Annotated in this window: 24 protein-coding genes and 1 riboswitch; of the genes, 8 read left to right on the forward strand and 16 right to left on the reverse strand. The window is 71.0% G+C overall.

Annotation, left to right across the window (positions count from 1 at the left end; genetic code table 11):
• Positions 1 to 207: 207 nt before the first annotated feature.
• The gene (locus tag OHS18_RS23810) at positions 208 to 1,944 is read right to left on the reverse strand and encodes an ABC transporter family substrate-binding protein (RefSeq protein WP_328449166.1); all 1,737 of its coding nucleotides are present in this window, start codon (positions 1,942 to 1,944) and stop codon (positions 208 to 210) included.
• 362 nt (positions 1,945 to 2,306) lie between these two features.
• Positions 2,307 to 4,232: a translational GTPase TypA gene (gene typA / locus OHS18_RS23815; protein ID WP_328449164.1), complete on the reverse strand. Its 1,926-nt coding sequence runs from the start codon at positions 4,230 to 4,232 to the stop codon at positions 2,307 to 2,309.
• Between the two features lie 193 nt (positions 4,233 to 4,425).
• Between typA and OHS18_RS23820 the strand changes: the two genes are divergently transcribed.
• Positions 4,426 to 4,584, forward strand: coding sequence for a hypothetical protein (locus tag OHS18_RS23820; protein ID WP_328449162.1), 159 nt, complete (start codon positions 4,426 to 4,428; stop codon positions 4,582 to 4,584).
• Between the two features lie 48 nt (positions 4,585 to 4,632).
• Here the strand turns inward: OHS18_RS23820 and OHS18_RS23825 are convergent, their stop codons facing one another.
• Positions 4,633 to 4,932: a YciI family protein gene (locus OHS18_RS23825; protein ID WP_328449160.1), complete on the reverse strand. Its 300-nt coding sequence runs from the start codon at positions 4,930 to 4,932 to the stop codon at positions 4,633 to 4,635.
• A 172-nt stretch (positions 4,933 to 5,104) separates the two neighbouring features.
• On the opposite strand from OHS18_RS23825, the gene trpS reads away from it, so the two are divergent.
• Both trpS and OHS18_RS23835 read left to right on the forward strand, forming a co-directional pair.
• On the forward strand, positions 5,105 to 6,070 hold the full coding sequence (gene trpS, locus OHS18_RS23830) for a tryptophan--tRNA ligase (RefSeq protein WP_328612458.1): 966 nt from the start codon (positions 5,105 to 5,107) through the stop codon (positions 6,068 to 6,070).
• A 101-nt stretch (positions 6,071 to 6,171) separates the two neighbouring features.
• A complete protein-coding gene (locus OHS18_RS23835; protein WP_328618564.1) occupies positions 6,172 to 7,371 on the forward strand; it encodes an IS30 family transposase in 1,200 nt (399 codons plus the stop codon).
• A gap of 23 nt (positions 7,372 to 7,394) precedes the next feature.
• Here the strand turns inward: OHS18_RS23835 and OHS18_RS23840 are convergent, their stop codons facing one another.
• From OHS18_RS23840 to OHS18_RS23850, 3 genes are all read right to left on the reverse strand, one after another.
• Positions 7,395 to 7,784: a (deoxy)nucleoside triphosphate pyrophosphohydrolase gene (locus OHS18_RS23840; RefSeq protein WP_328612459.1), complete on the reverse strand. Its 390-nt coding sequence runs from the start codon at positions 7,782 to 7,784 to the stop codon at positions 7,395 to 7,397.
• A 271-nt stretch (positions 7,785 to 8,055) separates the two neighbouring features.
• Positions 8,056 to 9,366: a sensor histidine kinase gene (locus OHS18_RS23845; RefSeq protein WP_328612460.1), complete on the reverse strand. Its 1,311-nt coding sequence runs from the start codon at positions 9,364 to 9,366 to the stop codon at positions 8,056 to 8,058.
• Positions 9,366 to 10,082 carry a response regulator transcription factor gene (locus OHS18_RS23850; protein ID WP_328612461.1) on the reverse strand — a complete coding sequence of 239 codons (717 nt, stop codon included), beginning with the start codon at positions 10,080 to 10,082 and terminating at the stop codon, positions 9,366 to 9,368. Before OHS18_RS23850 ends, OHS18_RS23845 begins: the two co-directional genes overlap by 1 nt.
• A gap of 144 nt (positions 10,083 to 10,226) precedes the next feature.
• Here OHS18_RS23850 and OHS18_RS23855 point away from each other — a divergent pair, with 144 nt between their 5' ends.
• From OHS18_RS23855 to OHS18_RS23865, 3 genes are read left to right on the forward strand one after another with little or no spacing between them, the layout of a single operon-like run.
• A complete protein-coding gene (locus OHS18_RS23855; protein WP_328612462.1) occupies positions 10,227 to 11,318 on the forward strand; it encodes a LolA family protein in 1,092 nt (363 codons plus the stop codon).
• The gene (locus OHS18_RS23860) at positions 11,315 to 12,301 is read left to right on the forward strand and encodes an ABC transporter ATP-binding protein (protein ID WP_328612463.1); all 987 of its coding nucleotides are present in this window, start codon (positions 11,315 to 11,317) and stop codon (positions 12,299 to 12,301) included. The genes OHS18_RS23855 and OHS18_RS23860 overlap by 4 nt, the downstream gene beginning before the upstream one ends.
• On the forward strand, positions 12,298 to 13,176 hold the full coding sequence (locus OHS18_RS23865) for an ABC transporter permease (RefSeq protein ID WP_328449147.1): 879 nt from the start codon (positions 12,298 to 12,300) through the stop codon (positions 13,174 to 13,176). Before OHS18_RS23860 ends, OHS18_RS23865 begins: the two co-directional genes overlap by 4 nt.
• Before the next feature lie 139 nt (positions 13,177 to 13,315).
• On the opposite strand, the gene OHS18_RS23870 is transcribed toward OHS18_RS23865, so the two are convergent.
• From OHS18_RS23870 to OHS18_RS23880, 3 genes are all read right to left on the reverse strand, one after another.
• Entirely contained in the window at positions 13,316 to 14,323 is a 1,008-nt protein-coding gene (locus tag OHS18_RS23870) for an ABC transporter ATP-binding protein (protein ID WP_328612464.1), read from the reverse strand.
• On the reverse strand, positions 14,323 to 15,885 hold the full coding sequence (locus OHS18_RS23875; protein WP_328618565.1) for an ABC transporter permease: 1,563 nt from the start codon (positions 15,883 to 15,885) through the stop codon (positions 14,323 to 14,325). The genes OHS18_RS23870 and OHS18_RS23875 overlap by 1 nt, the downstream gene beginning before the upstream one ends.
• Before the next feature lie 62 nt (positions 15,886 to 15,947).
• Positions 15,948 to 16,997 carry a thiamine ABC transporter substrate-binding protein gene (locus tag OHS18_RS23880; RefSeq protein WP_328449141.1) on the reverse strand — a complete coding sequence of 350 codons (1,050 nt, stop codon included), beginning with the start codon at positions 16,995 to 16,997 and terminating at the stop codon, positions 15,948 to 15,950.
• A gap of 21 nt (positions 16,998 to 17,018) precedes the next feature.
• Positions 17,019 to 17,128, reverse strand: a riboswitch (TPP riboswitch).
• Between the two features lie 32 nt (positions 17,129 to 17,160).
• Between OHS18_RS23880 and OHS18_RS23885 the strand changes: the two genes are divergently transcribed.
• Positions 17,161 to 17,445, forward strand: a complete 285-nt coding sequence (locus OHS18_RS23885) for a 4a-hydroxytetrahydrobiopterin dehydratase (RefSeq protein ID WP_328612465.1) — start codon at positions 17,161 to 17,163, stop codon at positions 17,443 to 17,445.
• A gap of 410 nt (positions 17,446 to 17,855) precedes the next feature.
• On the opposite strand, the gene OHS18_RS23890 is transcribed toward OHS18_RS23885, so the two are convergent.
• From OHS18_RS23890 to ychF, 7 genes are all read right to left on the reverse strand, one after another.
• Positions 17,856 to 18,221 (reverse strand): winged helix-turn-helix transcriptional regulator, encoded by a 366-nt coding sequence (locus tag OHS18_RS23890; protein WP_328449137.1) that lies wholly within the window; start codon positions 18,219 to 18,221, stop codon positions 17,856 to 17,858.
• A gap of 10 nt (positions 18,222 to 18,231) precedes the next feature.
• A complete protein-coding gene (locus OHS18_RS23895) occupies positions 18,232 to 18,519 on the reverse strand; it encodes a DUF1330 domain-containing protein (RefSeq protein ID WP_328612466.1) in 288 nt (95 codons plus the stop codon).
• Complete coding sequence (locus OHS18_RS23900) at positions 18,516 to 18,701, reverse strand: hypothetical protein (RefSeq protein ID WP_328612467.1); 186 nt, start codon at positions 18,699 to 18,701, stop codon at positions 18,516 to 18,518. Before OHS18_RS23900 ends, OHS18_RS23895 begins: the two co-directional genes overlap by 4 nt.
• A 194-nt stretch (positions 18,702 to 18,895) precedes the next feature.
• Positions 18,896 to 19,363: a hypothetical protein gene (locus OHS18_RS23905; protein ID WP_328449132.1), complete on the reverse strand. Its 468-nt coding sequence runs from the start codon at positions 19,361 to 19,363 to the stop codon at positions 18,896 to 18,898.
• On the reverse strand, positions 19,363 to 19,944 hold the full coding sequence (locus tag OHS18_RS23910) for an ArsR family transcriptional regulator (protein ID WP_328612468.1): 582 nt from the start codon (positions 19,942 to 19,944) through the stop codon (positions 19,363 to 19,365). The genes OHS18_RS23905 and OHS18_RS23910 overlap by 1 nt, the downstream gene beginning before the upstream one ends.
• A 51-nt stretch (positions 19,945 to 19,995) precedes the next feature.
• Positions 19,996 to 20,274 (reverse strand): hypothetical protein, encoded by a 279-nt coding sequence (locus OHS18_RS23915; RefSeq protein ID WP_328612469.1) that lies wholly within the window; start codon positions 20,272 to 20,274, stop codon positions 19,996 to 19,998.
• Between the two features lie 33 nt (positions 20,275 to 20,307).
• The gene (gene ychF, locus OHS18_RS23920; RefSeq protein ID WP_328612470.1) at positions 20,308 to 21,390 is read right to left on the reverse strand and encodes a redox-regulated ATPase YchF; all 1,083 of its coding nucleotides are present in this window, start codon (positions 21,388 to 21,390) and stop codon (positions 20,308 to 20,310) included.
• Positions 21,391 to 21,504: 114 nt separating this feature from the next.
• Between ychF and OHS18_RS23925 the strand changes: the two genes are divergently transcribed.
• Positions 21,505 to 22,944: a DNA-3-methyladenine glycosylase 2 family protein gene (locus OHS18_RS23925; protein ID WP_328612471.1), complete on the forward strand. Its 1,440-nt coding sequence runs from the start codon at positions 21,505 to 21,507 to the stop codon at positions 22,942 to 22,944.
• The last annotated feature ends 114 nt before the right edge of the window (positions 22,945 to 23,058 follow it).

Consider the following 23,058-nt stretch of genomic DNA (forward strand, 5'->3'; position numbering starts at 1 on the left):
ACACGCCAAGCGACACTCAACTGGCGCACTGCGGGTGCACGCTAGAAAGGAAAAGCACCGACAGTCACCAGTTCAGGGTCGATCGTGACCAAAGGGTGACTTCCAGTGGACATCCAGAAATACGACGGTTACCTCATGGAATCAATGGCTGCCACCCGAAGGCGTCGGTGAAGATCACTCGGTAGTACTGAATGCGTAGCCGAGTGATTACTTCGGGCCGCGAGTCCAGTTCACGGCGGACCCGAACGGGCCCACCATGGGGGGACCCGGTGTGACACCCGAGATACCGGATCCGATCGCCAGGGTGTCAGCCATCTGGAACAGCGGGATCACCACGTTCTGACGCCAAAGTTCAGGCTCAAGGGTGGTCAGGGCCTCGGCGATCGGCGTGGCGCCCGACAGCGCGGCGTCGATCGAGGGCTGCAGGGCCGGGTCGCAGAAGCCCGCCGAATTGCCCGGAACGACCGGTTTTGCCGTGTCCCTGCCCGAAGCGGTCTGCTCGAGCCGGCAGCCGAAGGTCGACGCGAGCACCGACGCCGTGTCGCCGCCGACCGCCTGCGGCACGACCGCGATGTCGATCCCGACGTTGCCCGCCGAGTCCCCGGCCGGCTGCTGGACCCCGCTGACCACCGGCATCGCGAGCAGGCCGCTGAACAGGTCCCGCGGCTGCGGCGTGATCGCGTTGACCTCGATGCCCTGCGCGGTCAGCTCGCCGGTGAGCTCCTTGGCGATCGACGCGTACGGCTCCTGGGTGCCGGGCGAGGCCACGACCAGCGACAGCGCCTTGCCGTTCTTGCGCCAGGTGCCCGCGGTCTTGGTGTAGCCGGCCGCCTTCAGCGACTCCTCGGCCTTCGCGACGTCCGGCGCGGTCGGCGGACCGGGCGGGATCGTCGCGGTGTACCCGGCCACCGACGGCGCCTTGACCTGGGCGTCGGCGTGCAGCGTCGCCGACGGCCCGCCGTTGACGCCCTCGGTGATCAGCTTGGGGCGGTCGAGCAGGGCGGCGACCCCGGCCCGGACCTGCGCGTCCTGCAGCGTGGCGCTGACCGGCCGCAGCAGCACGTCGGCGACGAGCGGCCGGGCCACGGTGTGGAGCTGGACGGCCGAGCCGAGCTCGCCGAGCAGCTTGAGTTCGTCCCCGGTGGTCCGGGCCAGCGCGAACTGGTCGTTGCCGCTGCGCAGTGCGGCCAGCAGGGTGCTCTGGTCCGACCGGCGCAGCACGATCCGGTCGATCGCCGCGGGCTTCTCCCAGTAGCGCTCGTTGCGCTCGAGGATCACCTCGCCGCGGGCGGTGTCGAGGCTCTTGATCGAGAACGGGCCGGCGATGGCCGGGAAGTTCGAGGCCAGGGCGCCGCGCCAGCCGTCGGGGGCGTCCTTGAGCAGGTGGGCGGGCAGCAGGTCCGAGAACAGCGTCTGCCAGCCGGGGTACGGCTTGGCGAAGGTGACCTCGACGCGCTTGCCGCCTTCGCGGGACTGCAGGTCGGTGATCTGCCGGTAGCCGGCCGGGCCGATCACGCCGGGCTGGTCGCGCATCTGGGTGCGCAGGTAGTCGAAGTCCTCGGCGGCGATCGGCGCGCCGTCGGACCAGGACGCGTCCGGCCGGATGTCGTAGGCCACGACGAACGGCTGCTGCGAGAGCACCTCGGCGGACTTCATCAGGTTCTTGTCGAGCAGGGTGGCGCCGTCGTCCTTCTGGCGGAACACCGAGGGCAGCAGCAGCTGCGAGAGCGCCGAGGTCACCTGCGAGGAGTCCGCGAGGTTGTGCGGGTTGTACCCGCCGAGCACGTCGTCGACGCCGACGACGATCTGCGACGGGGTCTTGCCGGTGGTCGAGACCGGCGCCACCGACGTCGACACCACCGGGGGTGGCGGGGTGTTCGAACAGGCGGCGAGCACCACGGCCGCGAGTGCCAGTACCGGCCCCGCCTTGCGATTCACCCGCACGCCCTGTTCCTTCCGGATTCTCGCCGATCGGGGCAGCCATGCTCCCATGACCACCTCCGCCGCCGGAACCGAGATTCCCATACCCGGATCGGCCGGGTCCGGCGCCCCATCGTGGCGCTATGGAAAAGGACGCGCGGAGCACCGTCCGGGTTCCCGGACCGTTCCGGAACGGCGGAACGAACACGGCCCGGACACGGGACGGCGCCGGGCGGAGGTGAACACCAGGCGAGCCGCCTATAAAGATATAAGGAGAAGCTCGATGATTTCGGTGACGCTGGGCCCTGGTATATCGGACGCAGGGTCACGAGCGCAATCGAAAAAAGGCCTCCCGGCGGCTGCCGGGAGGCCCTTTTCGAATCGAATCAGACGTTGTCGCGGCTCTTGGCGCGCGAACGCTCCTTGGCCCGGGTGTTGATGTCCAGCGTGACCTTGCGGACGCGCACGACCTCCGGGGCCACCTCGACGCACTCGTCGACCGAGCAGAACTCCAGGGCCTCTTCCAGGCCCATCTTGCGCGGCCGGGCCAGCGTCTCCATCACGTCGGCGGAGGACTGACGCATGTTCGTCAGCTTCTTCTCCTTGGTGATGTTGATGTCGAGGTCCTCGAAGCGCGGGTTCTCGCCCACGACCATGCCCTCGTAGACGTCGGCGCCCGGCTCGACGAAGAACGTGCCGCGGTCGGCCAGCTGGATCATCGCGTACGCGGTGACCGGGCCGGTCCGGTCGGCGACCAGGGACCCGCTGTGGCGGGTGCGGATCTCGCCCGCCCACGGGAAGTAGCCCTCGAACACGTGGTTCGCGATGCCGGTGCCGCGGGTCTCGGTGAGGAAGTCGGTGCGGAAGCTGATCAGGCCGCGCGACGGGAGCACGTAGACCAGCTTGATCCGGCCGGTGCCGTTGCCGCTCATGTCCTCCATGCGGCCCTTGCGGGACGCCAGGAGCTGCGTGATCGCGCCGAGGTGCTCTTCCGGCGAGTCGATGTAGAGGCGCTCGAACGGTTCGTGCAGCTTGCCGTCGATCGTGCGGAGCACGACCTGCGGCTTGCCGACGGTCAGCTCGAAGCCCTCACGCCGCATCTGCTCGACCAGGATGGCCAGCGCCAGCTCGCCACGGCCCTGGACCTCCCAGGTGTCGGGGCGCTCGGTCGGCAGCACGCGGATCGAGACGTTGCCGATCAGCTCGACGTCGAGGCGGGCCTTGACCAGCCGCGCGGTGACCTTGTCGCCGCCGTTGCGCCCGGCCAGCGGCGAGGTGTTGACGCCGATGGTCATCGAGATGGCGGGCTCGTCGACGGTGATCCGGGGCAGCGCCACCGGGCTCTCGGAGTCGGCGAGGGTGTCGCCGATGGTGATCTCCGGGATGCCGGCGATGGCGACCAGTTCGCCCGCGCTGGCCTCGGTCGCCGGGACGCGGGTGAGCGCCTCGGTGACCAGCAGCTCGGAGATCCGGACGTTCTGCACGGTGCCGTCTTCGCGCATCCAGGCCACGGTCTGGCCCTTGCGGAGCCGGCCGGCGTGGATGCGGATGAGCGCGATGCGGCCGAGGAAGTTCGACGCGTCGAGGTTCGTGACCAGGGCCTGCAGCGGCGCGTCCAGGTCCGCGGCGGGCGGCGGGACGTGGCGCATCAGCGTCTCGAACAGCGGGTCGAGGTTCTCGCTGTCGGGCAGGCCGCCGTCCTCCGGCTGCGCCAGGCTCGCCTTGCCGGCGCGCGCGGAGGCGTAGACGACCGGGAGGTCGAGGATGGCGTCGAGGTCGGCGTCCTCGATGTCGCCGGCCAGGTCCAGCAGCAGGTCGTGGGTCTCTTCGACGACCTCCGCGATCCGCGCGTCCGGCCGGTCGACCTTGTTGACCAGCAGGATCACCGGCAGCTTGGCCTCGAGGGTCTTGCGGAGCACGAAGCGGGTCTGCGGGAGCGGGCCCTCGCTGGCGTCGACCAGCAGGACCACGCCGTCGACCATCGCCAGGCCGCGCTCGACCTCACCGCCGAAGTCGGCGTGGCCGGGGGTGTCGATGACGTTGATGGTCACCGAACCCTCGGGCGTCTGGCGGTGGATCGAGGTGTTCTTCGCCAGGATGGTGATGCCCTTTTCGCGCTCCAGCTCACCGGAGTCCATGACCCGGTCGACGAGCTCGGCGCGCTCGGCGAAGGCGCCCGACTGCCGGAGCATGGCGTCGACCAGCGTGGTCTTGCCGTGGTCGACGTGGGCGACGATCGCGACGTTGCGCAGGTCGGGCCGGGTCTTACCGGTCGACCGGCCGGTTTCGACGGTAGCGCTGGCTGCGGGCACGCGAAGACTCCTGAACTTCAAAGGTGTGGGTGGCCGCGTAAGCCCGTTCGGCATCCTGTGACCGGCTCTGGTCACACGCGGACCTCACCAAGGATACCTGCACCCCCATTGTGAGGAGCCCCACGCCCCAAGATCGGTTAGGCTCTCCTAATCTGGAGAGCCGGACAGCGTCGCCGATCCGAGGAGCTCACGCGTGGGCAAGAAGCCACCGGACGACCCGCACAAGGTCGTGCGCAAGCTGATGAAAGCCGGCAAGGTCAAGAAGAAGTGCTGCCGGTCCAAGCCGCGCTGCAAGAAGTGCCCGGTGCTGGCGCTCAAGAAGGCGAAGGCGAAGCTCGACCTCGCGGCCTGACGCTCCGGGGCCTCAGTGCTCTCCGGGGACTCAGCGCTCTCCGAGGACTCAGTGCGAGATGGCCTCGTTGAGGTCCCGCAGCTCCGGCGCGGTCTTGGTCGGCGAGAACGGGATGACCTCGTACTTCGCGAGGTGCCGCACCGCGAAGGGGTCGCTCGCCAGGATCGCGTCGAGCTTCCCCTGCGACATCGGCCGCGTGATGATCACGCCGCCGACGCGCGGCTTCCGCGCCCCGGACGCGAGGAAGAGGCCGCGCTCGTACTGCGCCTCCAGCCACGCCACGTGGTCCGGCAGCGCCAGGTCGACTTCTTCGATCGGGGCGGTGTAGGTCAGCAGTACGACGAACATGGTTACGACGGTAGACCCGCTCGGTTATAGTCACCGCATGTTTGCGCAGACGTCCCAGTGGTGGCCGCCCTCGGCGGCCCACTGACCCTGCGCTGAATCCAGCAGCGGCCGCCCCGGACGGGCGGCCTTTTTCGTGCCTTCGCCGGGGTGGTCCCCGTCGAAAGGACCCACGATGAGCAAGCTGTCCGGGATCACCCCGTCCGGTCACGTCCACCTCGGCAACCACCTCGGGGCCGTCCGCCGCTGGGCCGCCGAGGGCGGCCCGGACGACCTTTACTTCGTCGCCGACCTGCACGGCATGACGACGTCGCACAACCCCGCCAAACTCCGATCCTTGGCGGGTGAGCAACTCGCCGTCCTCATCGCCGCCGGCATCGACCCCGAGCGGGTGTTCGTCCAGTCCGACCTCGCCCGCGAGCTGGGGGCGCTGACCTGGGTCCTGGAGTGCACCTGCAACTACGGCGAGGCCGCCCGGATGATCCAGTTCAAGGAGAAGTCCAAGGGCCAGGCCGGGGTGCGGCTGTCGCTGCTGACCTACCCGGTGCTGATGGCCGCGGACATCCTGCTGCAGGGCGCGCGGGAGGTGCCGGTCGGCGAGGACCAGCGCCAGCACGTCGAGCTGGCCCGGACGCTGGCCAAGCGATTCAACGGCACCTACGGCGACGTGTTCACCGTCCCCGAGGCCGTGCTCCCGCCGGCGGGAGCACGGGTGAAGGACCTCGCCGACCCGACGCGCAAGATGTCGAAGTCGTCGCGGGACGGCGCGGGCGTGGTGTTCGTGCTGGACGAGCCCGACCAGATCCGCCGCAAGATCCGCCGCGCCGTCACCGACGGCGGTTCGGTGCCGGTGCACGCGCCGGACACCCGGCCGGGCATGGCGAACCTGCTGGAGATCCTCGCGGCCTGCCGTGGCGGGTCACCGGCTGATCTGGCCGACGAGTTCTCGTCGTACGGCGCGGTGAAGGACGCCGTCGCCGACGCGGTGATCGAACAGCTGCGGCCGCTGCGCGAACGCGCGTTGACGCTGCTCGGCGACGTCGCGGAGCTGGACCGGGTCCGCAAAGCGGGCGCGGCCCGGGCCGCCGAGCGCGGCTCGCACCGCCTCTCGGCCGCGCTGCGGATGATCGGCGCCAGTTGAAGAGGTCCGTGAAGGCCTCCTTGAGGGACTCAGAGTCCCTCAAGGAGGCTCGGATTCATGAGGTCATCGCAACACCACCTCAACGAAAGGTGGGATTGCAGATGGCGCGAGTGCATCGCTGGCTGCCGAGGTCGGTGCAGCTGGAGTTCTGGGACCAGGTCCGGGCCGGGACGGCGGCGAAGCCGGCCGCGCAAGCGGCCGGCTTCGCCCCGACCACCGGAGTGCGGCTGTTCCGTCAAGCTGGCGGGGTGATCAGCAATGCACCCCGCCAGCCCGGCCCGCTCCGGTTGAGTATCGCTGAACGGGACGAGATCGCCTGCCTGAAAGCTGCAGGCCACGGCCCCCGCGCCATCGGCCGGGCGATCGGACGCCCGGCCTCGACGGTGTCACGGGAGCTGGCCCGCAACACTGGCCTGACCGGCGCGTATCGGGCCAGCTCGGCCCAGCACCGCGCCGACGACCGCGCGAAACGACCGAAGGTCGCGAAACTCCGGGCCGACCCGGTGCTGCGGAAGATCGTGCAGGCGGGGCTGGACCGCAAGTGGTCACCCCAGCAGATCTCCGAGAGACTGGTGCTGGATTTTCCTGACCGGCCGGAGATGCGGGTGTCACACGAAACGATCTACCAGTCGCTGTATGTGCAGGGCCGGGGTGCGCTACGCCGGGAACTGACCACCGCGCTGCGGACCGGGCGGGCGTTGCGAATGCCACGACGTCAAGCCCAGGCCCGCCGGGAACGACCCTCGGGCCGGATCCAGGACATGGTCAACATCAGTGAACGGCCGGCTGAGGTCGCTGACCGGGCCGTTCCGGGGCATTGGGAAGGGGACCTGATCCTGGGCAAGGACAACAAGTCGGCGATCGGGACGCTGGTGGAACGCCAGACCCGGTTCGTGATGTTGCTGCACCTACCCGACGGACGGGACGCCGCCACCGTCGCGGCGGCGATGACGGAGATGATCGCGGCGTTGCCGCCGTTGCTGCTGGGCTCGCTGACCTGGGATCAGGGCAAGGAAATGGCCCATCACCGGAAGATCACCGTGGACACCGGGTTGGAGATCTACTTTTGTGACCCGCATTCGCCGTGGCAGCGGGGCAGCAACGAGAACACCAACGGCCTGTTGCGTCAGTACTTCCCGAAAGGCACCGACCTGTCCCAGCACAACGCGGCGGAGTTGGTGCGGGTGGCCGAAGAGCTGAACGGGCGGCCGCGGGAGACCCTCGGCTGGCGAACACCAGCCGAGGTCCTCACGGCGTTACTGTTGGATCAGCAGACACCAGGTGTTGCAACCACCGCGTGAATCCGCCAGGCCTTCACGGACCTTCAGGAGAGCAGTTCCCGGAAGGCCGGGAGCAGGATGCGGTCGGCGGGCAGCCAGTCGACGTCGTCGAGGTCGTCCGGGCCGAGCCACTGAACGGCCAGGTGTTCGACCGCCCGCGGCTCGTCGCCCGGCGAGACCAGCGAAGCCGCGTAGATCCGCAGGACCTTGTCCCCGGGCAGCGGGATCTCCTGCCCGACCCGCGCCCCGACCTCGATCACGACGTCCAGCTCCTCGCTGCACTCGCGAGCCAGGGCGAAGGCGTCGGACTCACCGTCCTCGACGCGCCCGCCGGGCAGCTCCCACTGCCCCGCGTGCCCCGGCGGCCAGGCCCGCTGCTGGGCCAGCAACTTCCCGTCGCGCACCAGGGCGGCACCCACGATCACACCGTTCACAGCCCCGGAATCTACCCGGAAGCCCGGACGCGACCCGCGCCGTGTCACCCCTCCAAACACGCGAGTCGACCCTCTGGCACGCGAGCCGACCCTCCAGACACGCGAGCCGACCGTCTGGGCACGCGAGCTGACCCCCTGGGCACGCGAGCCGACCGTCCAGGCACGCCGACCGACCCTCCGAGAACGCAAGCCGTCCCCCCGAGGCGCGCCCTCCCAACAGCCGCGCGCATCAGTCGTGAGTGTTTAGGCGGGTTAGAACCGCCCTAAACACTCACGAGACCGGCGCCGAACGCCAGATGACCTGGAACCGCGCGCCTCCGTCCGGGGACTCGCCCACCTGGACCCGCCCGCCGCGACGGCGGACCGTCTCGGCCACCATCGCCAGCCCCAGGCCGGTGCCGCCGGTGATCCGGGCGCGGTCGTCGGACACCCGGTAGAACCGGTCGAAGACCTTCTCGCGGTGCTCCGGCGCGATCCCGGGACCGTCGTCGTCGACCACGACCCGCACCGACGAGCGCGACGCCAGCACCGAGACCACGATCTCCCCGCGCGCGTAGCGGCAGGCGTTGCGCAGCAGGTTGTCGAGCACCAGCTCGACCTCGCCGTGCGCCGACCACGCCCAGGCCTGCGCGACCGCGTTGCTCACCCGCGTCTCCGGCGCCCCGGCCGGCAGCCGCGCGACCGCCGCGCGGACTTCGCTGACCAGCTCGACCGGCTCCGCGGGCGGCACCTCCCCCGCGTCCGAACGGGCCAGCGACAACAGCCCGTCGAGCAGCGACGAGAGGCGCTCGGCCTCCGTCAGGATGTCGCCCAGCGTCTCCTGGGACAGCTCCGGATCGGGATTGGTGACGGCGACCTCGGCCTGCACCCGGATCGACGCGACCGGCGAGCGCAGCTCGTGCGCCGCGTCGCCGGTGAACCGCCGGAGCCGCTCGCTCGCTTGCTCCTGCCGCTCCAGCAGCGCGTTGAACTCCTCCGCCAGCGCGCGCAGCTCGTCGTGCGAGTCCGGCAGCGGCAGCCGCGCGCCCGGCGGCAGCGTCCGCACCGTGCCCCGCATCCGCGCCACCGGGCGCAGCGCCAAGCGCACCACCAGCCACGTCGCCAGGCCCGCGACCAGCGCGCCGACCGACGCGACGACCACCAGCCACACCCCGCCGTAGTGCACGGCGGCGGAGAATCCGACGAGGCCCGCGCCGGCGACGACCAGCCGTTGCGTCCCGTCGGGCGTGCTGACGACCGCGCCCAGGTAGCGGGCGCCGTCCTGCTGCACCGGCTGCCCGGCCTTGAGCAGCCCGACGTCGGCACCGCCGAGCCCGCTCGGCGCGCCGCCTTCGACCGGCGTGCCCGAGATGTCGAGCACCCGGACGGTCACCGGGGCGGTGACCGGCAGGGCCCGGCCGGCGGCCACCTCGGCACCGGCCGGGCCGAGTGCGCCCGTCAGCTCGCGGTCGACCGAGTCGATGAGCAACGGCGAGAGCTTGGCCGCGGCCAGCGCGGCGAGCCCGAGCAGGCAGCCCAGGGTGATCGTCGCGGCCAGCACGGTGATCCGGGCCTGCAGGGACCGCCCGCGCCACCAGGTCATCACGGGGTGATGACCTCGTCGATCTGCGCGTCGGAGGCCAGGTAGCCGTGCCCGCGCACGGTCCGCAGCAGCGCGCCGGCGCCGACGGCGTCGAGCTTGCGCCGCACGTACCCGACGTACACCTCGACGAGGTTGCGCGTCACGGCCTGTTCCTCGCCCCAGACCGCGCGCAGCAGCTCGTCCTTGGTGACGACCGTGCCCGCGCGGCCGACGAGCACCTCGAGCAGCGCGAACTCGCGCGGGCTCAGCCCGACCTCCTCGCCGTTCCAGTGCACCTGCCGCAACCCGCGGTCGACCTCCAGCGCGCCGAGCCGCAGTGTGCCGCGGCTGGCGTCCGGCCCGGCGCGGCGCAGCGTCGCGCGGACCTGCGCCACCAGCACGACGAAGGAGAACGGCTTGACGAGGTAACCGTCGGCGCCGAGGTCCAGGCCGTCGGCCTGGTCGACCTCGCCGTCCTTGGCCGACACGAGCAGCACCGGCGTCGTGACGCCGTCCTTGCGCAGCCGCTCCAGCACGCGGTAACCGGACAAGCCGGGCAGCATGATGTCGAGCAGCACGACGTCGAACGAGCCGGTGCTCGCCAGCTGCAGCCCGCTGGGGCCGTCCGCGGCGGTGACCACGTCCATCCCCTCCGCACGCAGCCCGCGTTGCAGTGCCTTCCGCACGCCCAGCTCGTCGTCGACCACCAGCACCCGAGGTTTCACGCGTTTCATCATGGCGGGTTTGCGCAGGTCCCGCGGGATCTCTCAGCACGATCTCAGCCGCGGAGGGAGAACCTTCAGGGGTATCTCAGCCTCGAGAGGGAAGCGTCGGAGCCGGGAACCGAGCACACTCGGGTTCGGGAACACAGGGAGAGACGCATGAAACCGAAGACGAAGGGCATCACCGCGGCGGTCGTGGGCACGGCCCTCGGCGCCGGCGGGCTCGCGTTCATCGCGATGCCGGCGAGCGCCGACGACAAGCCGGCGTTGCCGCAGGTCAGCGCGGAGGACTTGGTGCAGTCGGTGATGACCGCCAAGCCGGGCGCGTTCGACGGCACGCTGAAGGTCAGCAACAACCTCGGGCTGCCCGCGGTGGGGAGCGCGATCCCGGGGGCGTCCGCGCTGAACATCGACTCGGCGCACATCTTCACCGATGGCGCGGGCAAGAGCCGGCTGGCCGTCACGCAGGGCGCCGGCCAGGAGACCGTCGTCCACGACGGCACGACCGTCTGGGACTACAGCTCCAAGACCAACACCGCGACCAAGGTGACCATCCCGGCGGACGTGGCGAAGCAGAAGGGCGCGGGCAGCGAGAAGACGCCCGACCCGGTCGCGACGACCACCGAGCTGCTGGCGAAGGTCCGCGAGAGCAGCACGGTGTCGGTCGACGGCACCGCGACCGTCGCCGACCGCCCGGCCTACGAGCTGGTCCTGACGCCGAAGCCGGGCGAGCGCACGCTGCTGCGCGAGATCCGCGTGGCCGTCGACTCGCAGACGCGGATGCCGCTGCGCGTGTCGGTGCTGAGCAACGGGACGTCGACGCCGGCCCTCGAGGTCGCGTTCACCGACGTCCAGTTCACCCAGCAGCCCGCCGACCTCTTCGCCTTCACCCCGCCGAAGGGCGCCAAGGTGGAGGAGAAGACGCCGACCGTCGACCAGAAGGACAAGGCTCTCGCCGAGCAGGCGAAGCAGGACACCAAGGTCGTCGGCGACGGCTGGGACACCGTCGTCACTGGCAAGATCCCCGCCGACGCGCTGAACGCGGCGCCGAAGCAGCAGGGTGACCGCCAGGGCCGCAACGCCGACCCGCAGGCCCTGCTCGACCGGTTCACCAAGAAGGTCAGCGGCACCTGGGGCAGCGGCCACCTCATCACCACGAAGGTCGGCAGCGCGATCCTGACCGACGACGGCCGCTTCGCCGGCGGTGCGGTGCCGGAGCAGGTCCTGTTCGAAGCGCTGGGTCAGAAGTGACCAGTACGACCTCTGTCGAGGCCGGGGCGGACGTTTTGAATCCTGCACAGGAGACGTCCGCCCCGGCGGTTCCCCTGGCCGCGCGCACCAGGGGGCTGCGCAAGGTCTACCGCGGCACGGTCGCGGTGGACCACGTCGACCTCGACATCCCCGAAGGCGCGGTCGTCGGGATGCTCGGGCCGAACGGCTCGGGCAAGACGACCACCATCCGGATGCTGCTGGGCCTGGTGCGCCCGACCGAGGGTGAGGTCGAGCTGCTCGGCCGCAAGATGCCCGACGCCGCCGCGCACGCACTGCCGGACGTCGGCGCGCTGGTCGAGGGGCCGGGCTTCCACCCGTTCCTCTCCGGCCGCGACAACCTGCTGCGCTTCGCCGCGGCCGAACCGCGGCTGGCGTCGTCCGGGATCCCGCTCGCGGTGGACTCCGCGCTCGAGCGCGTCGGGCTGAGCGTCGCCGCGCGACGGCGGTACAAGGGGTACTCGCTCGGCATGAAGCAACGGCTCGGGCTCGCTTCGGCGTTGCTCGTGCCGCGGAAGATGGTCGTGCTCGACGAGCCGACCAACGGCCTCGACCCTGCTGGTACCAGGGAGATCCGCAGGATCGTGGCCGAGCTGCACGCCGAGGGCGTCACCGTGCTGGTGTCGTCGCACCTGCTGGCAGAGGTGGAGGCGACCTGCACGCACGTCGCCGTGCTGCAGGCCGGGAACGTCGTCGCGCAGGGCGAGCTGGCGGAGCTGCTGGAGTCCGGGAACGCGGCCTTGCTGGTCCGCACGCCGGACGCCGAGCAAGCCGTGGAAGTGCTGCGGGAGAACCGGATCGGCGCGCGGCTGACGCCGGACGGGATCCGCGCCGACCTCACGGCGACCGAGGCGCCGCGGGTGCTGCAGGTCCTGGTGGGCGCGGGGGTCGCGGTCCACGAGGCGACGCGGGCGCGTACCGGCCTGGAAGACCTGTTCGCGCGGCTGACGGAGGGGGCGGAATGACCACGGTTCTCGAGGCACCGGTGGCCCGCGCGGGCCACGACACGGTGCCGCTGCCCCGGCTGCTGGCCGCGGAGCTGCGCTGGATCTTCCGGCGGCCGCGCACCCTCGCGGTGCTGGGCCTGCTGGCGCTGATCCCGGTGGTGATCGGCATCGGCCTGACGCTGGTCAGCGAAGACGCGCAATCCGGCGGCGGCCCGGACGACGGCGGCGGCGCGCTGCTGGCGTCCGCGGTGAACAACGCGTTCGTGCTGCCGATCGCGGCGATCGTGATGACGCTGACCCTGCTGCTCCCGCTCGCTTCGGCGATGGCGGGCGCGGACGCGATCGCGGGCGAGACGTCCCACGGAACCCTGCGCGGCTGGCTCATCGCCCCGGTCGGCCGCGGCCGGCTGCTGGCGGTCAAGGCGTTCGGCGTCGCGACGGTGTCGGTGGTTTCGGTGCTGGCGATGTGCTTCACGGGCGTGGTGACCGGCCTGATCATCAACGGCACGGATTCGCTGTTCACGCTGTCGGGCACCACGTTGTCGGTGGGCGGCGCACTGGCCCGGATCCTGCTGGTCGCGGGCTGGGTCGTCCTGCAGCTGTGGGCGGTCGGCGCGGTGGCGCTGGCGATCTCCAGCTGGACCGAGCACCCGATGCTGGTGGTGGCGTCGGTCCTGGCGGCGGACATCGTGTTCACGATCCTGGGGTTCCTGACTTCGCTGGATTGGCTGCACCCGTTCTTGTTGACGCAGAACTGGTCGCTGGCGCCGGCGGAGGTGCTGCAGGACCCGATGGGGACGCAGATGCTGGGCGAAGGGGCGTTGCGAGCGGCGTGCTACATCGTGATCGGGCTGTCGCTGGCCTACGCGCGGTTGTCCACCCGCGACGGCTGAGATCTGCCAACTCCGCCATCCACAGGCGCGGAGTTGTCCACAGATCCGCGAACGGCGGGTTTCCCCGGGCTGAGCCGATAGACTTGGCCTGGGGACGCCCCCCTGGATGGGTGGGGGCCGCGTTCCGAGCCGGGGCTGCTCAACCGACCAGGGCCACGCCGTCCGAGTCGAGTTCCAGCGTCACCCGGTCCCCCGCCCGGAAATCAGCCGCCGCCGGGGCCACCGCGTCCACAGTGGACTCCGCCAGCCGGACCACCAGCCGCACGTGTTCGCGCCGATGCACCGCCGCCACCACTTCGCCCGCGACACCGAAAGCGGCCACGCGCAGTGCGTGCGGGCGCAACCCCAGCCGCACCGGACCGTCCTCGACGTCCGGCACCGCCACATTCCCCAGTGAAGTCCGGACCACGCCGCCTGTCGTGATCCCCTCGGCGAACGACGTCACTCCCAGGAACCGCGCCACGTCGTCGTCCAGCGGGTTGCGCCACACCCGGCGAACCGCACCCTCCTGCCGGACTTCGCCGGCGTCGAGCACCGCGACCCGGTCGGCCAGTGTGAACGCCTCCTCCTGGTCGTGCGTCACCAGCAACGCCGTGATCTTGCTGCGCCGCAACAGGTCCGCGAGGTCGATCGCCAGCTGCTCGCGCAACCCGGCGTCCAAACCGGACAGTGGCTCGTCGAGTAACAGCAGCCTCGGCTCCGGCGCCAGCGCGCGGGCCAGCGCCACCCGCTGCGCCTGTCCGCCCGACAGCTCCGTCACCCGCCGCCGCTCGAAGCCGGACAGCCCGACCAGCTCCAGCAGTTCGGCGACGCGTGGCGCCCACGCCGACCGCGGCACGCCGTGCATCCGCAGGCCGAACGCGATGTTCGCGGCGACGTCGCGGTGGCCGAACAGCTGGCCGTCCTGGAAGACCAGCCCGAAGCCGCGCCGGTGCACCGGCACCGCGCCGAGGTCCTCACCGTCCCAGCTGACCGTGCCGCGGGCCGAGGGCTCCAGCCCGGTGATCGCGCGCAGCAGCGTCGACTTGCCCGAGCCCGACGGGCCGAGCAGCGCCAGCACCTCGCCGTCGGCGATGTCGAGCCGGGCGTCGCGCACCGCGGCAAACGATCCATAGTGGACGGTCAGGTCCCGCACCGACAGCGCCATCAGAACTCTCCCACCCGGCCGCGCGCGGCCCCGAGCCGGTCGATCAGCGCGACCGCCAGCACCGTCACGAGCATCAGCAACGCGCACGCGGCGTACGCCATCTGGTTGTTCAGCTCCCCCGGGCGCCCCATCAGCGACGCGATCGCGACCGGCAGCGTCGGCGACGTCGGCCGGGCCAGGAAACTCGTCGCACCGAACTCGCCGAGCGCCACGACGAACCCGAATCCCGCGGCCGCGACCAGCGGGCGCAGCGTCAGCGGCAGGTCGATCTCCCGCCACACCCGCAGCGGGCTCGCGCCGAGCGTCGACGCGGCCTGCCGCAGCCGGACGTCGACCGAGCGCAGCACCGGCAGCACCATCCGCACGATCAGCGGGATGATCACCAGCGCCTGCGCCAGCGGCACCAGGTAGGGCGACGTCCGCAGGTCGCCGGGTAGCGCGTCGAGCGTCACGAGGTAGCCGAACCCGACGGTCACCGCGGACACCCCGAGCGGCAGCATCAACGCGGCGTCGAGCGTCTCCCCCAGCCCGCGCGCGGCCCGCGCCGGCGACCGGCGCAGCGCCACCAGCACCACGGACGCGAGCACACCGACGATCAGCGCCAGCAGCGTCGCGTCGATGGCCACCTTCAGCGAGTTCAACGCGGCGTCCCAGCCGGACACCTGCAGCGCGCCCTTTTCGCCGGTGCCCGCGAGCGCCCGGTACCCCGCGAGGCTCCAGCCGTCCGAAGCGGACACCGACTCGGCGAGCAGCGCGACGATCGGCGTCAGCAGCAGGGCCAGCACGACGCCCGCCGCGCCGACGACCCACCACTCGCCGCCGCGAGGGCGTCGCACCGCGCCGGAACCGATCCTGGCACCTTCCTTGCGCCGCCGCGCCAACCCGCCGACGACCAGCGCCGCGACGACCGCCGCGAACTGGATCAGCGAGAGCGCCGACGCGCCGGAGAGGTCGAGCAGGTCGACCGTCCGGAGGTAGATCTCGGTTTCCAGGGTCCGGTACCGCGCGCCGCCGAGGATCAGCACGACACCAAAGCTGGTGGCGCAGAACAGGAAAACGACAGCCGCGGCGGACGCGATCGCGGGCGCCAGCGCGGGCAGCGTCACCGACCGGAACGCCCGCCACGGCGACGCGCCGAGCGCCCGGGCGGCGTCGGACGTCCGCGAATCCAGCCGCGCCCAGAGCCCGGCGACCGTCCGCGCGACGACGGCGACGTTGAAGAACGCGTTGGCCAGCACGATCGGCAGCACGCCGCCGTCCGGCCACAGCGCCCGGAACGCCAGCCCGACCACCACGGTCGGCAGCACGAACGGCACGAGCACCAGCGTCCGCGCCAGGCCGACGCCGGGCAGTTTCGCCCGCGCCAGCAGGAACGCCACGGGCAGCCCGGCCAGCACCGCGACGACCGTCGAGCCCGCGGCGGTGGCCACCGTGAAGCCGGCCAGCCGCCACGTCTGCGGGTCGCCCAGCACGACGTCGAGCCCGCCCGCGGCGAACCCGCGCCCGACGATCGCCAGCACCGGCCAGGCGAAGAACACCACCAGGAACCCGATCGGGCCCAGCCCGAGCAGCGCCAGGCCGAGCCCCCGGGTGGTCCGCGGCGGGGCCAGGAGGCTCCGGGATGTCACTGCACGAGCGTGCGCCATTCGCCGATCCACTTCTCACGCCCGGCCTGCACCTGGTCCGCGGTCAGCGCCTGCGGCTTCTGCGGCAGCGGCGCGACCTGCGCCCAGCCCGCCGGCAGGTCGACACCCTGGCGCGTCGGGTAGACGTACATGTTGGCCGCCACCGTCGCCTGGAACTGCTGCGAGAGCAGGAAGTCGACGACCTTGCGCGCGTTCTCCTCCTGCTTGCCGCCGGCCAGCACCCCGGCGTACTCGACCTGCCGGTAGCAGGTGTCGAGCAGCGCCTTCGTCCGCGGCTTCCCGTCGTCGCCCACCTCGGCGGCCGGCGACGACGCGTACGAGACGACGATCGGCCGCGGCCCCTTGCCGGACGAGCCGGAGAAGTCCTTGGTGTAGGCCTCTTCCCAGCCGCTGACCACCTTGAGCCCGTTGGCCTTCAGCTTGGTCCAGTAGTCCTTCCAGCCGGCCTCGCCGTACTTCGCGACGGTGCCGAGCAGGAACGCGAGCCCGGGCGACGCCGTCGCCGGATCCTCGGCGACCAGCAGGTCCTTGTACTTCGGGTCGGCCAGGTCGTCGTACGACTCCGGCGCCGGGATCCCCTTGGCGGTGAAGTAGTTCGTGTCGACGTTGACGCAGACGTCGCCGACGTCGACCGCGGACAGCCGGTGCTCCGGGTCGACGGCGTAACGCTGCGGCCCGCGGTCGGCCTCCGGGCTGGTGTAGGGCTCGAAGACGCCCTCGGCGAGCGCACGCGAGGCGAACGTCGAGTCGACGCCGTACGCGACGTCGCCGACCGGGTTGGCCTTGGTCAGCACGAGCTTGTTGGTCAGCGAACCGGCGTCGCCCTGCTTGAGCACCGAGATCTTGATGCCCGACTGCTGCTGGAAGGCGTCGAGCACCTCCTGCGGCGCCAGGAAGGAGTCGTGCGTCACCAGGGTGACGGTGGGCGTCTGCTTCGTGTCACCGGACCCGTCCGACAGCGAGCACGCCGCTGTGACGACGCTGACGGCGGCGATGGCCGTCGCGGCGCGTACAGCCCTGCGTTTCATCTACCCTCCTGCACTTCGCCGGACGAGGAGGGAAAGCCCTCCCTTCGCCGGCATGATCCGGGATCAGGTGCTAACGGTCGCGGGTCACCCCGCCTCTCAGCCCGGCTCACCGGACTCCCGTGGCAACCGTGCAGCGTAGTCCAGGACGTTGGACGATGGAGGCATGACGGAAATCTTGAGCGACGACGAGGCCGACCGCGCCCTGCTCACCGGCTGGGTCCGGCACGGCAAGGTCATCCGGCGTGAGGTGGAGCTCCCGAGCTTCCCGAAGGCGATCGAGGTGGTGGACCGCGTCGCGGTGCTGGCCGAAGCCGCCGACCACCACCCGGACATCGACATCCGGTGGCGCACGCTGACCTTCCACCTCAGCACGCATTCGGCAGGTGGGTTGACGGAGAAGGACTTCGCGCTGGCCAAGCAGATCAACGAAGTTCTCGACGGACTGTGATCCCGCCTACTCTCAGTGCACGAAAGCCCGGGTTCGACGTCTCTCGGTAAAGGACTTCGCACTCGAGAGGACAGTCATGACCCAGGCGATCGTGGTAGGCACGACGGCATTCGCGACGATGGTGGCCGCGGCCGGTGGGGTGCTCTGGTTCACTGTCCGCAACCGCCGTCACTCGGACGGCTGAGTGCTGTTTCCGCTGGTCAGCGACATGATCGGGTGAGCTTCGTCACAGCTGCTAACGCTCGGCATGGTCAACGCGCTGAACACGCGGAAGCATCGGCCCGTTCGTAGGGAAACGCCATGAACAGCACCCCCGCCCCCGCCACCCTGACCACCGCCCAGCGCGCCTGGATCAACGCCCTCGCGCCCGCGGTCGTGCTGATCGCGATCGCGCTGATGGGCCTCCTCGGCTAGTCCGCCCGGTCGTAGGCCTGCCGGGCCGCTCGCAAGCTCGGCAGGTACTTCTCCGCCCATTCGCGGCAGCGGTCCATGGGCTCGAACAAGGTCCGGCCCAGGTCCGTCAGCGCGTACTCGACGCGTGGCGGGTTCTCGTCGTAGGTCTTGCGGGTGATCATCCCGTCCCGCTCGAGGGACCGCAGCGTCTCGGTGAGCACCTTCGGGCTGACGTTCCTCAGCGGCACGCGCAGTTCGGAGAACCGCCGCGGCCCGTCCTTCAGGCAGACGACGACCATGCCGCCCCACTTGTCCCCGATCCGGAACGGCGTATCGCCGGACGGGCATTGCGGCGCGAAGAGATCAGCGGTCAGCGGCTCCACGAAGCCGACGTTAGGCCACGCCGTCGACGAGCAGCAACCGCCGCCGCAGCGCGGTCTTGCTGAGCTGCAGCGCCTCGGCGTACTCGGCCGAGGCGTACCAGCGTTCGGCCGTCTCGCGATCCGGGAACTCGACGAGGACCACGCGGTCGTCGCAGTCTCCTTCGAGCACCGTCGGCGTCGCACCGCGGGCGAGGTAACGGCCGTCGTGGTGCACGATCGACTCCTGGGCGAGTTCGCGGTAACGCCGGCCCTGGACGTCGTCGAGGATTTCGACCTCGGAGATCACGTAGACGCTCACGGTTCCGAGGGTGGCAGAACTCCGGAGCCGTCACCTGGTGCTGTCACTACCCGGATTTCCTCCGGCGGCGGGAACTCGACCGGGGTTTCGTCGGCCACGCTCCAGTATTCGAGGCCGGACAAGCGGCCTTCGTCGACGAAGAGGATGAGCCCGCCGTCCACCACATCGACGTCCACGGCCACCCGGCTCCCGACGTCGGCCACCGTCACTGTTGCGTCGACGGCGAGGTCGATCGTGGGACACCCGCACGGGCAGCGACCGGTCACCTCGGCTGTGCGCGCCTGGGCGCGAAGTGCCGCAGCACCGGGAAAGTCCGTGCCCAGCAGCAGGTCCAGGACCGCTCTCTCGCGCGGAGTGAGCGGCCGGCGAGCGGTGCTCAATAGCGTGGCATGTTCGGGATCGTCTTCTCGGCGACGTCGATGAGGGCCTCGACCTTCACGACGTCGGCCGTCACGTCCTCCGGCGTCACCGCAGGCGCCTCCGAGGACCGGTAGGCGACTTCGTTGCGACGGGCCCGCATCCGGTTGAAGGGCCGCAAAACCGACCCCAGCGGCGGATCCAGCTGAGCGAGGACGGCTTCGTAGACGGTGACGTGCCCACCGCGGCTCGTCACCCGCAGCCCCTGGTTCTGCAGGACGGCCGCCAACGCCCGCCGCGCGCTGTCGTAGGCCAGCGTGTAGGCGCCTTCCGGATCCGTCTCCTGGAGCTGTCGCGCCGAAGCAAGGTGCGTACGGGCTCGAACGAGTTCGGCCTCGGCCGCTTCCCGCGACGCCGGAACGTGCTCGATGGCGCCGCGCGCGAGGAACGCGTCGATCCGTTCGCGGCCTTGGTTCCACTGCGGCATCAGGTCTCCTGGCTGAGTTTCACCAGCGGACGCTCACGCACGCTGGCGAGGAAGGGATCGGTGGTGCTCGCCGCCCACGACTCGGGCGAGACCCGGTGGACGTTGACCTCGCGCCCCAGCCGCCGTGACACCTGTTCCGCCGAGTCGAAGAGCGCGTCCGGATCGGGCGAACCGACAACGAGGACGTCGACGTCGCCGGGCGGAAGACCGGGTTCGCCGCGGTAGCGCGCGGCCCAGGAGCCGTAGATGTAGGCCTCGCGCACGCCGGCCAGCCCGGACAGGGCCTCGGCGAGAAGCGGCATCGGCCCGAAGGTGACGGCGATGAGCTCGCTCAGCGGCGGGTAGAGCGGGGTGTCGGTACGCGCCTTGACGAGCCGGCTGCGGCCCACCCGCCGGTCTTCCAGGATGCCGCCACCGGTCAGCCGCTCGACTTCCCGCAACACGGCGGTGGGCGTGACACCACAGGCCTCGGCGAGCTCGGTGATGCTGTACTCGCGGTCCGGGTGCAGCAGCACGAGCGCGAGCAGCTCACCCTGCATGCGCGAACGCAGCAGGGGCAGCAAGCTCGGCGAAGCTTTCATTGGACGCAGTATATCCCGCGTCCAATGAAAGTAACAACCAGCAACCAGCCGCTACTCGGCCAGCGCCAGGTCGGCAATGACCAGAAGGCGCTCGTAGTACGGCCGCCCCGCAGCGGGGAACTCCGGCAGCGACGACCTCAGCCTGTCCGCGGCACGCGCTAAGGGCACCCGCGCGCCCGGCGGCAGTGATCCCGCCCGGCTCGCCCACCCGCAGATGTCGGCGTCGATCGTCACGGCGCACACGGACCCGTAGTCCTCGCCCCGCCTGACCGCCGACGGAAACGGCGCGGCACGGTGCTCCGCGAGGACAGCAGCCAGATCGCTCATCACCCGGCCGACCTACGACCCGGGGCCGAGACAGATCTAGACGTTGAAGCGGAACTCCACCACGTCGCCGTCCGTCATGGTGTAGTCCTTGCCCTCCATGCGGACCTTGCCCGCGGCCCGGGCCGCCGCCATCGAGCCGGCGTCCATCAGGTCGTTGTACGAGACGATCTCCGCCTTGATGAAGCCGCGCTCGAAGTCCGTGTGGATGACGCCCGCGGCCTGCGGGGCGGTCGCGCCCTGCGGGATCGTCCAGGCGCGCGACTCCTTGGGGCCCGCGGTCAGGTAGGTCTGCAGGCCGAGGGTGTGGAAGCCGGCGCGGGCCAGCGAGTACAGGCCCGGCTCCGGCTGGCCGACCGACTCGAGCAGCTCGCGCACCGACTCCTCGTCGTCCAGCTCCAGCAGCTCCTGCTCGACCTTCGCGTCGAGGAACACCGCGTCGGCCGGCGCGACCAGCTTGGTCAGCTCCTCGCGGCGGGCTTCGTCGGTGAGGACGCCTTCGTCGGCGTTGAAGACGTACAGGAACGGCTTCGTGGTCAGGAGACTGTGCTCGCGAAGCAGTTCGAGGTCGACGTCCTTCTGCGCGGAGAAGAGCGTGCGGCCGCTGTCGAGGATTTCCTTCGCCTTCTGCGCGGCCTCGAGCGCGGGCTTCGCTTCCTTCTTGGTCCGCGCTTCCTTCTCCAGGCGCCAGACGGCCTTCTCGAGCGTCTGCAGGTCGGCCAGGATCAGCTCGGTGTTGATCGTCTCGATGTCGCTCAGCGGGTCGATCTTGCCGTCGACGTGGATCACGTCCGGGTCGTCGAACACGCGGATGACCTGGCAGATCGCGTTGGCCTCACGGATGTTCGCGAGGAACTTGTTGCCCAGCCCGGCGCCCTCGGAGGCACCCTTCACGATGCCCGCGATGTCCACAAAGGACACCGCGGCCGGCACGGTCTTCTCCGATTTGAACAGCTCGGCGAGCTTGTCCAGCCGCGGGTCCGGCAGCGGGACCACGCCGACGTTCGGCTCGATCGTCGCGAACGGGTAGTTCGCGGCGAGCACGTCGTTGCGGGTCAGCGCGTTGAACAGGGTGGACTTGCCGACGTTGGGCAGGCCGACGATACCGAGGGTGAGGCTCACGACCCCGAAGTCTACGTGGCCGGTCCGCGGACGCCGTCAGGGCTCACGACCAGGCCGAACGCCGTGTCGGATTCCCGCCAGTCGCGATGCTGACCTGGTGGCAGGCTGGGATTCATGGTCCTGAACACGGCGGTCGCCGAAGCCCCGGCGCTCTGGCGCGACGCCGAGCGCTGCTACCGCGTGGTCACCGCCCGCGACCCGCGCTTCGACGGCCAGTTCATCATGGCGGTCCGCACCACCGGCATCTACTGCCGGCCGTCGTGCCCGGCGTCGACGCCGAAGGTGCAGAACGTCCGCTTCTACCCGACGTCGGCGGCCGCACAGGCCAACGGCTTCCGCGCCTGCCGCCGCTGCTTCCCCGACGCCGTGCCCGGGTCACCGGACTGGAACCTGCGCGCCGACCTCGCGGCGCGGGCGATGCGCCTGATCTCCGACGGGACTGTCGAACGCGAAGGCGTCCCGGGCCTCGCCCGACGGCTCGGCTACTCCGAGCGCCAGCTCGGCCGGGTGCTCACCGCCGAACTGGGCGCCGGCCCGCTCGCGCTCGCCCGGGCCCATCGCGCGCATTCGGCGCGGCTGCTCATCGAGATGTCCGGGCTGCCGCTGACCGACGTCGCGTTCGCGGCGGGCTTCTCCAGCGTCCGGCAGTTCAACGAGACGATCCGCGAAGTGTTCGCGACAACGCCTTCGCAGCTTCGCGCCTTCGCTGCTTCGCGGCGTAGACGTCAGGGTGACGTCGGAGGAACGCGGCTCAGCCTGCGGCTGCCGTTCAGGCCGCCTTTCGACGCCGTCGGGCTGCTTTGCTTCTTCGCGGGCCAGGCGGTGCCGGGCGTCGAAGACGTCACCGACGGGACGTACACCCGCACGCTGCGCCTCGCGCACGGCACCGGCGTCGTACGGCTGACGCCGGAGCCGGACCACGTGCGCTGCGAGCTGCAGCTCGCAGACCTGCGTGATCTCAGTAGCGCGGTCAGCCGGGTCCGCCGCCTGCTGGACCTCGACGCCGACCCGGCGGCGGTCACGCGCGTGCTCGGCGCCGACCCCGCGCTGGCACCGGTCGTGGCTGCGGTGCCCGGGATCCGCGTCCCGGGCGCGGTCGACGGTGAGGAGCTGCTGCTGCGCGCCCTGCTCGGCCGGGAGGTGCCGGACGTCCTCGGCGACGAGGTACCGGGCGAAGCGGGGGTGACGAGGTTGTTCCCGACGGCGGCCCAGCTCGCGACGGCGGGACCACCGCGGGTGGCCGGCGTCGCGGCGGCGCTGGCCGAGGGCCGGCTGGACGTGCACGTCGGACGCGACGCGGCGGACCTGCGGGCGGAGCTGCTCGCGTGCCCGGGAGTCGACGCGAGGACAGCGGACTACGTGCTGATGCGCGTCCTCGGTGCGCCGGACGTCCTGCTGACCGGCGACGCCGCCCTGCAGCGGGGCGCGGCGGCGCTGGGCGTGAGGGACCTCTCGGAGCGGGCCAGGCGGTGGACGCCGTGGTGTTCCTACGCCGGGATGTACCTGTGGCGCGCGGATCCGGCGGGCTCGGCGGCCCGCGCAAAGCGGCCGTGAGCTGCGACGATGGGCGCAGCCGGGACCGATTCGAGCGCGCCGCCACTCCCGGGCAAGGGCGCGGGTAGCAAGTCTTGGCCACCGCCAAGAGCCGCGGCAGTCGGCGAGCCGGGT

Source organism: Amycolatopsis sp. NBC_00355 (genome assembly GCF_036104975.1).
GTDB lineage: Bacteria > Actinomycetota > Actinomycetes > Mycobacteriales > Pseudonocardiaceae > Amycolatopsis.